This window comes from Micromonospora sp. CNZ280 (assembly GCF_011759515.1).
Genome location: NZ_JAAOYP010000001.1, coordinates 1,384,910 through 1,399,020, shown reverse-complemented (window position 1 = coordinate 1,399,020; position 14,111 = coordinate 1,384,910). Strand labels below are relative to the sequence as shown.

At 72.0% G+C, this 14,111-nt stretch carries 10 protein-coding genes and 1 pseudogene; 2 read left to right on the top strand and 9 right to left on the bottom strand.

Translation table 11 applies throughout. From position 1 onward, the window contains the following. Window positions 1-100: 100 nt before the first annotated feature. Window positions 101-2,944, top strand: coding sequence for a winged helix-turn-helix domain-containing protein (locus tag FHX32_RS06615; protein ID WP_167179903.1), 2,844 nt, complete (start codon window positions 101-103; stop codon window positions 2,942-2,944). A gap of 115 nt (window positions 2,945-3,059) precedes the next feature. Here the strand turns inward: FHX32_RS06615 and FHX32_RS06610 are convergent, their stop codons facing one another. The 7 genes from FHX32_RS06610 to arfA form a co-directional block, all read right to left on the bottom strand. Further along, the gene (locus FHX32_RS06610; protein ID WP_167179902.1) at window positions 3,060-3,599 is read right to left on the bottom strand and encodes a phospholipase; all 540 of its coding nucleotides are present in this window, start codon (window positions 3,597-3,599) and stop codon (window positions 3,060-3,062) included. 176 nt (window positions 3,600-3,775) lie between these two features. Then, entirely contained in the window at window positions 3,776-5,437 is a 1,662-nt protein-coding gene (locus FHX32_RS06605; protein ID WP_167179901.1) for a family 10 glycosylhydrolase, read from the bottom strand. 321 nt (window positions 5,438-5,758) lie between these two features. Further along, a complete protein-coding gene (locus FHX32_RS06600) occupies window positions 5,759-6,772 on the bottom strand; it encodes a glycoside hydrolase family 43 protein (protein ID WP_167179900.1) in 1,014 nt (337 codons plus the stop codon). After that, window positions 6,769-7,650 carry a carbohydrate ABC transporter permease gene (locus FHX32_RS06595; protein ID WP_486480938.1) on the bottom strand — a complete coding sequence of 294 codons (882 nt, stop codon included), beginning with the start codon at window positions 7,648-7,650 and terminating at the stop codon, window positions 6,769-6,771. Before FHX32_RS06595 ends, FHX32_RS06600 begins: the two co-directional genes overlap by 4 nt. A 10-nt stretch (window positions 7,651-7,660) precedes the next feature. After that, entirely contained in the window at window positions 7,661-8,626 is a 966-nt protein-coding gene (locus FHX32_RS06590) for a carbohydrate ABC transporter permease (RefSeq protein ID WP_167179899.1), read from the bottom strand. A 6-nt stretch (window positions 8,627-8,632) separates the two neighbouring features. Next, complete coding sequence (locus tag FHX32_RS06585) at window positions 8,633-9,961, bottom strand: ABC transporter substrate-binding protein (protein ID WP_167179898.1); 1,329 nt, start codon at window positions 9,959-9,961, stop codon at window positions 8,633-8,635. A gap of 60 nt (window positions 9,962-10,021) precedes the next feature. After that, complete coding sequence (arfA, locus tag FHX32_RS06580) at window positions 10,022-11,536, bottom strand: arabinosylfuranosidase ArfA (RefSeq protein WP_167179897.1); 1,515 nt, start codon at window positions 11,534-11,536, stop codon at window positions 10,022-10,024. A gap of 149 nt (window positions 11,537-11,685) precedes the next feature. On the opposite strand from arfA, the gene FHX32_RS06575 reads away from it, so the two are divergent. Continuing rightward, window positions 11,686-12,693: a LacI family DNA-binding transcriptional regulator gene (locus FHX32_RS06575; RefSeq protein WP_167179896.1), complete on the top strand. Its 1,008-nt coding sequence runs from the start codon at window positions 11,686-11,688 to the stop codon at window positions 12,691-12,693. Between the two features lie 106 nt (window positions 12,694-12,799). Here FHX32_RS06575 and FHX32_RS06570 read toward each other — a convergent pair whose 3' ends face one another. Both FHX32_RS06570 and FHX32_RS06565 read right to left on the bottom strand, forming a co-directional pair. Next, a complete protein-coding gene (locus FHX32_RS06570; RefSeq protein ID WP_167179895.1) occupies window positions 12,800-13,525 on the bottom strand; it encodes a BON domain-containing class I SAM-dependent methyltransferase in 726 nt (241 codons plus the stop codon). A gap of 322 nt (window positions 13,526-13,847) precedes the next feature. Beyond that, window positions 13,848-14,093 (bottom strand): annotated as a pseudogene (locus FHX32_RS06565) (hypothetical protein); the annotation flags it as partial. Window positions 14,094-14,111 lie beyond the last annotated feature (18 nt).

Below are 14,111 nucleotides of genomic sequence, written 5' to 3'. Positions count from 1 at the left end.
AGTGGCACCTTGGGTCGGAACCTGCCCGGCCGTTCTCACGATGCGTGACGGCTCGGTATCAGGCAGCATGAACCCGACGTCACGGGCGGAGGTTCCACGCATGTCGCCACGGATCCACCTCCCGACCGGGTGGGTGACCTTCGTCTTCACCGATATCGAAGGCTCGACCCGGCTGGCCCAGCTGCTCGGCCCGGACTACCGTCCGGTGCTGCGCGAGCATCGCCGGCTGCTGCGCCGGACGATCGCCGCGACCGAGGGCGCGGAGCTGCTGACCGAGGGCGACTCGTTCTTCCTGGCGTTCGGCGACGCGACCGCGGCGCTCACCGCGTGCCTGACCGCGCAACGCGCCCTGGTCGACCACGAGTGGCCGACCCCGGAGGCCGCGCCCCGGGTGCGGATGGGCCTGCACACCGGTTGGGCCGAGCCGCGCGACGGCGAGTACGCCAGCCCCGAGGTGCACCGGGCGGCGCGGATCGCCGCCGCCGCGCACGGCGGCCAGGTGCTCTGCTCGGCCGCCACCGCGCGGCACGCCGACCCGCTGCCGGCCGGCGCCTCCCTGCTCGACCTCGGGCTGCACCGGCTGCGTGGCTTCGACGACCGGGAGCGGTTGTTCCAGCTGGTCGCCCCGGGGCTGGAGCGGCAGTTCCCGCGGCCGCGTACCGCCGACGCGGTGGCGCACAACCTGCCCACCCAGGTCACCTCGTTCGTCGGCCGGCAGGCCGAGCGCGCCGAGCTGCGCCGGCTCGTCGAGGACCACCGGCTGGTCACCGTGCTGGGCGCGGGCGGGGCGGGCAAGACCCGCCTCGCGGTGGAGCTCGCCGCCGACCTGGTGGAGACGTACCCGGACGGGGTCTGGTTCGTCGACATCGCCACCGTCACCGACCCGGGGCTGGTGGCGTTCGCGATCGCCGCCGTGCTCGGGCTGCGCCCGGAACCCGGCCGGCCCATGGTGGACACCCTGGTCGAGTACGCCGCCGCCCGTCGGATGCTGGTCGTGCTGGACACCTGCGACGCCCAGCCGGCCGCCTCGGCCGACGTGATCTCCCGGCTGCTCGCCGGCGGGGTGGGCGTGCGGGTGCTGGCGACCAGCCGGGAGTCGTTCGGCCTGCCCGGCGAGGTGGTGTGGCGGATCCCGCCGCTCTCGGTCGACCCGCCCGCCGACGGCGCGGAGAGCGACGCGGTGGCGCTGCTGCTGGACCGGACCGCGGCGGCCCGGGGCGGCCGGCAGCCGGACCCGGCCGAGTCGGCCGACCTGCGCCGGGTGGTGCGGCGGCTGGACGGGTTGCCGCTCGCCATCGAGCTGGCCGCTGCCCGGCTGCGGGTGCTCTCGGTCGGGCAGCTCGCCGAGCGCCTCGACGACGTGCTCGGCACCCTGGACGCCGGCCGGGACGACCCGGAGCCGCTTCCGATGGAGCGCGGCTGGACGGGCAACCAGCAGGACACGGTGGACCTGGTCGCGGCGGCGGCCGGCGCCACGCCGCCCACCCCGGCCACCCGGGCGGTGCAGCGGTCGGCCACCGAGCGGCACCTCACCATGCAGGCGACGGTCACCTGGTCGTACCGGACGCTGGGGCCGCGGGCGGCCCGGCTGCTGCGCTGGCTGGCGGTCTTCGCCGGCCCGGTGGACCTGGCCACCGTGGAGTGGCTGCTCGGCGACGACCCGCTCGACCCGCTCTCGGTGCTGGTGGACAAGTCGATGGTGCTGGCCGAGCCGCACGCGGCGGGCAGCACCTACCGGATGCTCGACCCGATCCGGGCGTACGCGGCGCGGCGGCTGGCCGAGGCCGGCGAGGAGCGGGCCGCCCGGGACCGGCACGTGGCCTGGTCGGCGCACGCGCTGGAGCGGGCCCACCTGGGCCCGGACGGCCGGCCGGTCACCCTCTCCCTGTACGCCCTCGACCCGCTCGCCGGCGAGCTGCGCGCCGCGCTGCGCTGGTGCACCACCGGTGGCAGCGCCCGGGCCGGCCTGCGGCTGGCCGGTGGGCTGGACCAGTGGTGGCGGGAGCGGGGTCTGGCCCGGGAGGGGCGGCTCTGGCTGTTCCGGCTCTACGGCCGGATCGCGGAAACCGGCGAGGTGATCCCGGAGGACGAGCTGGCGGCGGCGTACCACATGCACTCGCTGCACGCCGGCGCGGACGGCGAGTTCGCCGAGGAGCTGCGCTTCTCGCAGCGGGCCGAGGCGGCGGCCCGGCAGGCCGGGGACGCCGGCCTGCTGGCGCGGGTGCTCGCCGGCCGGGCCGCCCCGCTGGTCGACATGGGACAGTTCGCCGAGGCCGAGCGGGTCTGCCGGGAGGTCATCGAGTGGGCACACGGTCAGGACGTGCTGGGCGACGCGCTGTTCGCCGTGTTCGGGCTGGCCGAGCTGCTCTGGCGGCGGGGCGCGCTGGACGAGGCGGCGGAGCTGCTGGGCGCCGCCCGCCCGGTCGAGGCGGCCCGCCCGGTGGAGCGGGGCCGGCGCTCGGTGGACATGCTGCTCGGCATGGTCGCCCTGGCCCGGGGTGACCTGGTCGCGGCGCACGAGCACCTGCTGGTGGCGCTCCGGTCCCGGATGAGTCACGGCTTCCACGGCCGAGCCTGCGACACGCTGAACGCGGTAGCGGTGCGCTGCGCCGCCGGTGGCGAGCCGCTGACCGCGGCCCGGCTCTTCGGTGCGGCCCAGGCCACCCGGGCCAACCTGCGCTCCACCCCGGGCATCTACGGGGCCTACTGGGCTGAGCGGCAGTCGGAGCTGCGCGCGGAACTGGGCGACGCGGCCTTCGACGACGCGTACGGCGAGGGGGCCGAGCTGGGCCTGGAGGAGGCGGCGGCGCTCGCGCTCGGCGTGGAGCACCCCGACCTGGCGGCCGACTCCACCCGGTTCACCACCGGCGTCCCGACCCCGTCCCCCCGTCGCTCGGCGGCCGACCCGCACCGCCACCCCACCCCCCACACCGGGCACGCCTGACCCGCCCCGCCCCGGCCCGACCCGACACGGTTGATCAAGGGGTTCGCGTCAGGATCCGGCCCGGATCTGACGTGAACCCCTTGATCACCAGAGCAGCACCGCAGGGTCACCGGGGTCAGGAGCGGGCGGCGGCGCGGCGTTCGGCGTCGGCCTTCATCCTGGCGGCGCGGTCGATGTCGGCCTGCTGGACGGCGGCGACCGAGCCGAAGATGCTGACCGCCTGGTAGTAGGTCCAGGCCAGGCTGTAGCAGGCGGGCCGGACGACCGAGTTGTACGTGGCGCAGACCCGCTTCAGGTCTGCGTAGAAGGCGCTGTCCAGGCGGGACTTGTTGGCCGGGAACTGGCCCATCGCCTTGTAGTTGCGGTACCCGAAGTCGTGCCGGTAGCAGGAGAGGTTGAAGGTGAACCCGAGCGGGTTGTCCGGGCTGGACGAGCAGTAGTCGGTGGACCAGTCGAACGCGTAGTCGGCCCAGGCGCTCTTGTTCAGCCGGGCGGCGTTCCAGGAGTTGTAGCTGGTGGCGCTGGTCTGGGTCCAGCTGGACAGGACGGAGAGCTTCTGCTGGGGCGTGACGGCGGCGGCCGGGCTGGCGATGCCGAGCGCGACCAGCAGACCGAGCGCGCCCGAGGCGAGGAGGGTGGCGAGACGACGGGGCATGGCGGACCTCCGCGAGGGTGTGCGGAACTTTTGTTACCGGTGGGTTACCGGGTGTCGATTAGTGTCGATGAGTGGCCCGCCCCGGATCTTGTATCTCTGTGAACTATTGGTGACATGAGTTGAAACAGACGAATGCCCCGGGCGTCGGGGGACGCCCGGGGCATTCGGTCGGTGGGTCAGTGCACGAAGTACGGCGGGCTGAGCGGGCTCTCGTTCGCCAGCCGGTCGAGCGCCGTCACGTAGTACGTGTAGCGCTTGCCCGGCTCGGCGGTCGTGTCCACCCAGGACTGCACCGCGCCGGGGGTGGCCCGGACGGTGTCCACCAGGTGCGCGGCGTCCGCGACGTCGCACTTGCCGGCCAGGTCGAGGCCGTCGAAGCGGTAGATCGCGTACGAGGCGGCGGTGCCGAGCGGGCCCATCCCGTCGGCCGGCTGCCGCCAGTGCAGCCGGATCCCGGCGTCCTCCCGGGCCGACCCGGTGACCACCGGCATGAGCAGCGGCTTGGCCGGCAGGTGCGACATGGTCGGGATCAGCGCCGGGCGGGAGTAGTGCTCGGCGGCGTAGATGTCGGTCGCGCCGAGCCGGTTCGCCCGGACCTGGACCGCGGAGAAGTGCACGTTGCCCAGCACCTCCGGGTGCTCCCGGTTCAGCGTCAGGTGGTTGGACAACTCCTGCGGGTTCATCCAGAACGACCCGTACGCCGGCGCACCGCTCTTGTAGTCGGCCTGCCCGATGTAGAGCTGCACCCGGGTGCCCTTCACCACGTCCGCCCACCACGGCACCAGCCGGGCGTAGTCGGCGGCCGGGTACTGGCCGATGTACCAGTACAGCTGCGGCACCACGTAGTCGATCCACTCCTCCTTGACCCACTTGCGGGTGTCGGCGGAGATGATGTCGTACGACTGGCTGCCGGTGGTGTCCGAGCCCAGCGGGTCGGCGGACTTGTTACGCCAGATGCCGAACGGACTGACCCCGAACTTCACCCACGGCTTCTCGGCCTTGATCTTGGCGTTCATCTCCTGGATCAGCAGGTTGATGTTGTCCCGCCGCCAGTCGGCCTTGTCGGTGAAGCCGCGGTTGTACGCCGCGAACGTGGCGTCGTCGGGCACCTGGTGGGTGCCGCTCGGGTACGGGTAGAAGTAGTCGTCGAAGTGCACGCCGTCGATGTCGTACCGCTTGACCGCGTCCATCATCGCGGTCTGCACGAACTCGCGGACCTCGGGGATGCCGGGGTTGTAGTAGAGCCGGCTGCCGGCGACGCCGGCCGGCGGGTACGCGAAGGTCCACTCCGGGTGCTGCCGCGCCGGGTGGTTCGGGGCGAGCTGGTTGATGTCCGCGCCGGCGCCGCTCGGGGCCGGCATGGAGACGCGGTACGGGTTGAACCAGGCGTGGAACTCCAGGTTCCGCTTGTGCGCCTCCTCGACGACGAAGGCCAGCGGGTCCCAGCCCGGGTCCTTGCCGCGCACCCCGGTCAGGTACTCCGACCAGGGCTCGTGCGGCGACGGCCAGAACGCGTCGGCGGTCGGGCGGACCTGGACCACGACGGCGTTGTGGTTCAGCCGCTCGGCCAGGTCCAGCCAGCCCAGGTATTCGGCCTTCTGGGCGGCGATCTGGTCCGGCGCGGTCCAGGACGCCTTGGTGGGCCAGTCGATGTTCGTGACGGACGCGATCCACATCGCCCGGAACTGCCGCTTGGGCGTGGCCGGGTCGGTGACGCAGGTGGTGGTGGCGGAGACATCGGTCGCCGCCGCTTCGGTGGCATGCGCGGGGGTGCCGGCGACGAGCGCGCCGAGCAGTGCCGCGGCCAGCCCGGCGGCTCCGAGCCGAGTTGCCTTCATGCGGTGTGTCCCTTCGTCGGGAATCCCGTGGCAGGTTTGGTCGCGGCGGCCCTCGGCAACATTCGCCGTCGGCTATCTGCCGCTGGTAGGAAATTTTCACACCAGGCGGCCGCGCGCAAGGGGTCCGGGCCGGAACGGTCCGTCCGTCGGACAGGTGGCCGTCTGCGTCCGGCCGTCACGTTCCTCCTCGTGATCAGGCGCACACCTGGCGTGCTGGCCGGGTCGGCCCGAAGGATGGCGGTCGGCAGGGATCCGGTCTGGGTACCGACGGCGGTCGCCGGCCGCCACCGTGGTGGTCGGCGCGGTGGGAGGAGTTCCTGGTCAGGGCTTCTGCTGTGGCTCTGCCGTGGGGCCGTTGACCTGGGGTTTGCCGTCGTGCCAGGTGATTTCGTCGAGCCAGACCTGGCGGCCGGGGTCGACGCTGCCCTCCTGGCCGGGCGGCCAGGCGTGGTAGAGCAGCCAGGTGCGGCCGTCCTTGACCACCATCGAGGCGTGCCCCGGGCCGGAGGCCACCTCGTTGGTCTTCAAAATCGGGTTCTCCGCGGCCTTCACGCACGGGCCGGTGGGCGACTCGCAGACCGCGTAGCCCTCGGCGTACTCGGCCCGGTCGTAGGCGTTGGCGGCGAAGAAGAGGTACAGCCGCCCGTCCTGCCGGTGGAAGAACGGGCCCTCGATCAGGGTGCCCTCCCACGGCTCGGTCTGCTTGAGCAGCCTGGTCGGCTCGCCGACCAGACGCAGCCCGTCGTCGGAGAGGCGCTGCGACCAGAGCCAGGTGTCGACCCCGATGGCGTTGCCGTCGTTCTTCCACAGCAGCCACAGGCTGCCGTCGGTGTCCCGGAACGGACTCGCGTCGATCGAGCCGCCCAGCTCCGCCTGGCAGATCAGCGGCCCGGCCGAGTCGTCCCGGTACGGACCCTGCGGCGCGCTGGCGACCGCCCGTCCGACGCACTGCCGGCCGGACTCGCGCCCGGCCACCGTGTAGTAGAGCAGGAACCGGTCCGGCGCGAGTTGGATCGCCTCCGGTGCCCAGGTCTTCCCGGCGTCCGCCCAGCCGGGCAACTCGGGCAGCGCGTCGCCGATCGGAGTCCAGTCCACCAGGTCGGGCGAGCTGAGCACCGGAACGTCCCGGCCGCCGGCGTTGGTGTGGAACAGGTACCAGGTGTCGTCCACCCGGATCGCCTGCGGGTCGGGCGCGTCGGTGCGTACGACCGGGTTGGTGAACATGTTCGGGTCGCTCCCGGTGCTCGTGGGTCTCGGATCGTCGGCGCCGCCGCAGCCGGCGGCGAGCAGCGCGGCGGCGAGGGCCGCCGCCGCGCCGCGCCAGCGGACGGTCATCCCTTCAGGCCGCTGCGGGACACACCCTGGATGATGTGCCGCTGGGCGAGCACGAAGAGGATCAGCACCGGCACGCTGGCCAGCACCGCACCGGCCATGATCACCGGATAGTCGGTCACGTAGGCGCCCTGGAGCAGGCCCAGGCCCGGCGGCAGGGTGAGCATCTCGGGACTGAACAGCACGAAGATCGGCCAGAGGAAGTCGTTCCAGTTGGTCAGGAACGACAGCACCGCCAGGGTGGCCAGCGCCGGCTTGGACAGCGGCAGCACCACCCGGACGAAGATCTGCCACTGGTTGGCGCCGTCCAGCACCGCGGCCTCCTCCAACTCCCGGGGCAGGGAGAGGAAGAACTGCCGCAGGAAGAACACCCCGAACGCGCTCGCCGCGCCCGGCACGATCACCACGGTGAGGGTGTCGATCCAGTCCAGCGTGTCGACGATCAGGAAGTTCGGCACGATCAGCGAGGTGGGCGGGATGAACAGCGTCCCGACGATCAGGGCGAAGGTCGCCCCCCGACCCCGGAACCGCATCCGGGCCAGGGCGTACGCGGCCATCGAGGCGGTGACCAGCACCAGCAGCGCGTGCAGCGTGGCGGCCAGCATGCTGTTGAGGAACCAGCGCAGCACCGGGTTCGCCGAGTTGTTCACGATCTGCTCGTAGCCGTATCCGGAGACCGGATCGGGCAGCCAGGTGGGCGGGATCTGCTGGGCGCCGGTGTAGGTCTTCAGCGAGGTGATGACCATCCACACCAGCGGGGTCAGGAAGACCAGGGCCAGCGCCACCAGGGTGGCGTAGAGCGCGGTGCGGCGCAGCGCCGTGCCCGGGGCGCGCGTGGCACCGGCGCGCCGGTCGACGGTGGTGGGGGTGGGCGTCGTCATGGCGGTCCCCTCAGTCTTCCCGGTAGCGGAAGAGGCGGAAGTTGGCGATGCTCACCACCGCCAGCATCAGGGCGAACACGATGCTCATCGCAGCGGCCCGACCCGCGTCGTTGTCCCGCAGCCCCTCCTCGACGATGAACCACACCACCGTGCGGGTCTCGGTGCCCGGCGCGCCCTGGGTGATCAGGAACGACTGGCCGAACACATTCGCCGAGGCGAGCACGGTCGTGGTGATCACGAAGAGCAGCACCGGACGCAACCCGGGGAGGGTGACGTGCCGGAACCGGTCCCAGGCGCTGGCGCCGTCCACCTTCGCCGCCTCGTACAGCTCGGCCGGGATGTCCTGCAGGCCGGCCAGGTAGATCACCGCGTTGAAGCCGGAGGTCCACCAGACGGTGACCCCGACCAGCGACACCCAGGCCCACGGCACGTCTGTCACCCACGGGGTGTCCGACGGCAGGCCGACCGCGCCGAGCAGCCGGTTGACCAGACCCAGGTTGGCATCGAGCAGGAACCGCCAGAGCAGGCCGATCACCGCCACGCCGAGCACGTACGGCGCGAAGTAGACCGCCCGGAAGAAGGTCCGGCCGGGGAACGAGCGGTTCAGCAGCAGCGCCAGCCCCAGCGGGACCACCACCAGCAGCGGCACCGAGAACACGGTGAAGATCGCCGTGGCCCGTACGCTCTGCCACCAGTCGCCGTAGACGGCCGAGTCGCCGGAGAACAGCTCCCGGTAGTTGTCCAGCCCGACGAAGGGCCGGTTGGGCAGCTGGAAGTCCCACTGGTGCACGCTGAGCCAGCCGCCGAGCAGGATCGGCAGCAGGCCGAAGACCCCGAACAGCACCAGGTACGGGGCGAGGAAGAGGTACGGCGTCAGCCGACCGGTCCGGCGCGGCGAGGCGCCCCGGCGGGCGGTGCCGGCCGCCGGGGGCGGCGCGTCACCACGCGCCGCCCCGACCTCGATCACGTCCGCCACGGGACATCAGCTCCCGTACTTCTTGCGGTTGTCCTCGAGCTGCTTGTTCGCCTTGGCCGCCCCGTCGTCCAGCGCCTGCTTGGGCGACTTCTTGCCCAGCGCGGCCTCGTTGAAGGAGTTGTAGAAGGTGGTCATGACCTCGCCGAGGCCCGGGGCCGCCGGCGGAAAGGCCGCGTACTCCAGCTCCGGGGCGAGCGCGTTGACCTCGGTGAGCGCCTTGAACTCGGCGCTGTCCCGGACCGTCTTGCGGGCCGGCACCTGGCCGCCCTTGGCCCAGTCGAGGGAGTGCTGGCTGAGCCAGTTGATGAAGACCTTCGCCGCGGAGACCTTGTTGGCGTCGTTGGCCCGCTGCTTGACGATGGTGAAGTTGTGCGAGTTGGCCCAGGCCGCCGGCTGGCTGCCGATCTGCGGCAGGGGCGCCACGCCCCACTGGATCTCCGGGCTCTTCTTCAGGTCGTTGATCTGCCAGATGCCGTTCCAGTTGAAGGCGTTCTTGCCGCTCTTGAAGGCCAGGTAGTCGGCGTCCTGGCCGACGTTGGCCGGGGAGTGGCCCTGCTTGATCAGGTCAACCAGCCAGGTGCACGCCTCGACGGCCTGGTCGGAGTTGAAGACCGCCTTGGTGGCCTCGGCGTCGAACACGCTGCCGCCCCACTGGTGCACCAGCGAGTAGAAGGTCATCCCGCCGGTGAACTGGAACGGGCTGACCCAGAAGCCCTGCACGCCAGACTTCTTCAGCTCGGTCAGCGCGGCGGTGTAGTCGTCCTTCGTCGTCGGCGGCTTGTTCGGGTCCAGGCCGGCCTTCTCCATGACCCCCTTGTTGTAGTAGAAGCCGAGCGGGTGCATGTCCAGCGGGATGCCGTACCGCTTGTTGTTGTAGAGGCCGCCCTGCCAGACGGTGGGGGCGAAGTCGCCCTCGGAGAGCTCCAGGGTCTTGGCCACGTCGTCCAGCTCGGTGATCACGCCGCGGGCGGCGAAGGTGGCGAGCTGGTCCATGTGCATGACGGCGATGTCCGGGCCGTTTCCGCTCGAGGCGGCGCCGGGCAGCTTGTTGTAGTAGTCGTCCCACTGGTAGGTGGCGATCGACACGGCGATGTTCTGGTGCTCGGTGTTGAACTGGTTCACCAGGGCCTTGAAGATGTCGCCGTCGCCGCCGGTGAAGCCGTTCCAGAGCTTCAGGTCCACCTTCGGACCGGTGTAGTCCTTGCCGCCGTTGCCCGCCGCCGGGCCGGACGCGTCGTCGTCGCCGCCGCAGCCGGCCAGCGTCAGCGTGGCCGCGGCGCCGAGCCCGAGCCCGAGGCCGAGCAGCCGCCGCCGGCTCATGTCGTTCTGCATCATGGCTGGTATCTCTCCTTGGGGGACGGGTTGAAATTGTGCCTGGTCAGGGCTGGTCCGGCGTCAGGCGCCGGCAGGGGCGAAACGCAGCACGTTCCAGGAGACGGCGGGTAGGCGCACGGAGCACCGGCCGCTGTCGATGGTGGGGGTGTTCAACTGCCGGGGCGTCACCCGGTCGGGTTCGGCCTCGGTGTTCGTCGCCGACGGGTCGTCCCCGGCGGCGAGGCTCAGGTGGGACGAAGCGGATAGTCCTGCGAGGCCGCGCAGGTCGAGCTTCAGCTCCAGGTCCGTGTTGTCCCGGTTGACGGCGAAGACCGTCAGCTCGCCGGTCTCCTCGTCGTGCACCGCGACGGTGTCCAGCACCGGCACGTCGCCGTACCGCCTGGTCTCGTAGTGGGGCGAGACCGGCTCGGTGCGCAGCACGGTGCCCCGGGCATGGCGGGCGGTCAGCGCGAACGGGTGGAAGATGCTCTGCCGCCAGGCCGGCCCGCCGGTGCGGGTGCGGATCGGGGCGATCACGTTGGCCAGCTGCGCCTGACAGGCCACCCCGACCCGGTCGGCGTGCCGGAGCAGGGTGATCAGCAGGTCGCCGACCACCACCGCGTCGACGGCGGTGAAGTCGTCCTCGATCAGCGCGGGGGCCTCCACCCAGCCGCGCCGGTCCAGGTCGGCCTGGAGGCGGGACTGGTACCAGACGTTCCACTCGTCGAAGGAGATCTTGAGCTTCCGCCCGTGCCGCTGCTTGGCGGCCACGTGGTCGGCGGTGGCGACCACCTCACGGATGAAGTTGTCCATGTCGACGGCGGAGGCCAGGATGCTGGCCCGGTCGCCGTCGGACGGGTCGTAGTAGGTGTGCGCGGAGATGTAGTCGACGTGCTCGTAGGTGTGCTCCAGCACGGTCGCCTCCCAGGAGGCGAAGGTGGGCATGGTCCGGTTGGAGCTGCCGCAGGCGACCAGGCTGATCGACGGGTCGATCATCTTCATCGCCCGGGCGGTCTCGGCGGCCAGCCGGCCGTACTCGTCGGCGGTCTTGTGGCCGACCTGCCACGGGCCGTCCAGTTCGTTGCCGAGGCACCAGAGCCGCACCCCGTACGGCTGCTCGGCGCCGTGCTTGCGGCGTAGGTCGGACAGCTGGGTGCCGCCCGGGTGGTTGGCGTACTCGAGCAGGTCGCAGGCTTCCTGCACGCCCCGGGTGCCCAGGTTGACCGCCATCATCGGCTCCACGCCGGCCTCGGCGGCCCAGGTCATGAACTCGTCCAGGCCGAAGGTGTTGGTCTCGATGGTCTTCCAGGCCAGGTCGAGCCGGCGCGGCCGGTCGCCGACCGGGCCGATCCCGTCCTCCCACCGGTAGCCGGAGACGAAGTTGCCGCCGGGGTAGCGGACGACGGAGACGCCCAGCTCGCGGGTCAGCGCCAGCACGTCGCCGCGCAGCCCCCGCGGGTCCGCGGTCGGGTGCCCGGGTTCGTAGACCCCGCCGTAGACGCACCGGCCCATGTGCTCGACGAACGAGCCGAAGAGGCGCCGGTCGGCCGGTCCGATCGCGAAGGCCGGGTCGATGGTGAGCTGCGCGGTCCGCAAGGGGTGCCACCTTTCCTGTTGCCGGTGCCCCAGTGACCGCGGTCACCGGGTGTCCCTGGTTTCTACAACGTTGTAAGCAACGTTGTAAAGAGGCTGTTTCTCGGCCGCGACGCGGTAAGGTGCGGTCAGCAACTCGGGGAGGGAAGTCAGTGCGGCACAGGCTCAAGGACGTCGCGGAGCGGGCCGGCGTGTCGGTGAAGACCGTCTCGAACGTCGTCAACGGCTACGTCCACGTGCGGCCGGACACCCGAGCCCGGGTCGAGCAGGCCATCGCCGAGCTGAACTACCGGCCCAACCTCTCCGCCCGCAACCTGCGCAAGGGGCGTACCGGCGTGATCGCGCTGGCGGTGCCGGAGCTGGACATCCCGTACTTCGCCGAACTGGCCCGGCACGTGGTCACCGCCGCCGCCGAGCTGGGCTGGACGGTGCTGATCGACCAGACCGGCGGCGGGCGCGAGCAGGAGCGGGTGGTCGCCTCAGGCATCACCGACCACCTGATCGACGGCCTGATCTTCAGCCCGCTGGCGCTCGCCGCCGAGGATCTCGCCGGCCTCGACGGCACCCCGATGGTGCTGCTCGGCGAGCGGGTCGACCACGGCCCGGCCGACCACGTGGTGATCGACAACGTGGCCGCGGCCCAGGAGATGACCGCCCACCTGATCGGGCTCGGCCGGCGCCGGATCGCGGCCATCGGCTCGCAGCGCACCCCGGAGGGCGCGAGCGCCCGGCTCCGGCTCGCCGGCTACACCGCCGCGCTCGCCGACGCCGGCATCGACTACGACGAGCGCCTGGTGGCGCCCGCGCCGGCCTGGCACCGCGCCGACGGCGCGGCCGCGATGCGCGGCCTGCTGGCCTCCGGCATACGCCCCGACGCGGTCTTCTGCTTCAACGACACGCTGGCGCTCGGCGCCCTGCGCGCCCTGCACGAGGCCGGCCTGCGGGTGCCCGAGGACGTCGCGGTGGCCGGCTTCGACGACATCGAGGACGGCCGGTTCTCCATCCCCACCCTCAGCACCATCGCGCCGGACAAGGAGCGGATCGCCCGCCTCGCGGTCGAACTTCTCGCCAACCGCCTCGACTCCGACCCCACCGCCCCACCCCGAGAACTCCCCGCCCCCTACCACCTGACCCCCCGAGAATCCACCCTCGGCCCCTAACCCCCTCCGGGGCCCACCCGGTTGATCATGAAGTTGTTGCCACTCCGTTCGAATGTCACGTCAACAACTTCATGATCGACGCTGGGCCTCCGGGATCGGGGGTAGGTCAGGCGAAGAAGCGGGAGAGGTGGGTGGGGGGTGGGGGGTCGGCGTCGGAGGGTAGCGGGGTGAGGTCGGCGAAGATGGAGGCGCCGTCGCAGCCGGCGTGCAGCGGGTACCAGCGCGGGGTGCCGGGCGGGCGCTGAAGGCAGATCCCCTTGATCGTCTGTACGTCGAGCAGCCGGACGTGGGTCGGGTCGGCGACCGCGTTCACGTGCCCCCACCACGGGCTCATCACGTGCAGCACGCCGCCCGGCCGCAGCACCCGGTGGCACTCGTCCACCAGCGGCAGGAAGTCGATCAGGTGCTCCAGGATGTGCACCGCGAAGAACACGTCGACCGAGTCGTCGGCCAGCGGCAGCGACCCGGAGAGGTCGGCCACCGCGTCCACCCCGGGCGCCGGGTAGATGTCCAGCCCCAGGTTTCCCGGCCACTGCTTGGTGGCGCCGCAGCCCAGGTCGACCACCACCGGGTCCCGACCGCCGATCCGGACCCGGCACCAGACCCCGAACACCCCCGCCAGCCGGCCGACCAGGTCCCGGACCAGGCGCAGTTGGGCGGGCTCGGCGACCTCGCCGCTGAGATGGGCCACCCCGCGGTCGAAGCGCACCTCGACCGCCAGGTCACGCAGCCGGTCGTCGTACCGGACCTGCTCCGCCCACGCCTCGGTGAGAAATCCGTCGACCGCCCGCAGCCGCTCGGCCGAGGGCGGAGTCGGTGCCATCGCGACCATCGGCCCACCTCCGGCCGCCCGTTACCCGCATCTCCGTCCGATATGCCTGGCCGCCGCTCCCGGAAGCGGACCAAGTACCCACCGGCGGCAGGGCCGAGCAGGCCGGGGCCCGGAAGACTGGTGCGCTCCGACGGCGCCGGACGTTCCGAGCGCCGGGCGGAGGCATCCCCTGCGGGTGCGCCGGGCCGCGGGGCGAGGGGCCGCGGGCCGCCGGACCAGGGATCGGCCTCGTCGGTGTCCGGGGGCGGGGTCAGCCGGTGACGGTGCGGCGGGATCGGCCGCCGACGCGCATTCGCTGCCGGGGTGGCGGGACGGTCGGCTTCGGCCGCTTCAGGTGGTAGCGGTGCAGCTCGTTGTTGCCGGGCAGGGACGGGTCCTCGCTCATCGCGACCAGCTCCCAGCCCTGGTCACCGGCCCGGTTCAGGTGGGCCAGCGCGGTGTCGCCGTAGGGCGTCACGTCGACCATGGAGCCGTCCGGGCCGTACCAGACGAAGACGACCTCCCAGCCGATGTCGTTGGTGGCGGCCTGGCGTCGACGGACCAGCAGCGCGTACTCCCACTTGAGCATGGGGTCATTCTCACCCCG

Bases quoted from the DNA above. Each gene is read 5' to 3' on its own strand.
- FHX32_RS06615 (WP_167179903.1), top strand. From the start codon at position 101: ATGTCGCCACGGATCCACCTCCCGACCGGGTGGGTGACCTTCGTCTTC.
- FHX32_RS06610 (WP_167179902.1), bottom strand. From the start codon at position 3,599: ATGCCCCGTCGTCTCGCCACCCTCCTCGCCTCGGGCGCGCTCGGTCTG.
- FHX32_RS06605 (WP_167179901.1), bottom strand. From the start codon at position 5,437: ATGAAGGCAACTCGGCTCGGAGCCGCCGGGCTGGCCGCGGCACTGCTC.
- FHX32_RS06600 (WP_167179900.1), bottom strand. From the start codon at position 6,772: ATGACCGTCCGCTGGCGCGGCGCGGCGGCGGCCCTCGCCGCCGCGCTG.
- FHX32_RS06595 (WP_486480938.1), bottom strand. From the start codon at position 7,650: ATGACGACGCCCACCCCCACCACCGTCGACCGGCGCGCCGGTGCCACG.
- FHX32_RS06585 (WP_167179898.1), bottom strand. From the start codon at position 9,961: ATGATGCAGAACGACATGAGCCGGCGGCGGCTGCTCGGCCTCGGGCTC.
- FHX32_RS06570 (WP_167179895.1), bottom strand. From the start codon at position 13,525: ATGGTCGCGATGGCACCGACTCCGCCCTCGGCCGAGCGGCTGCGGGCG.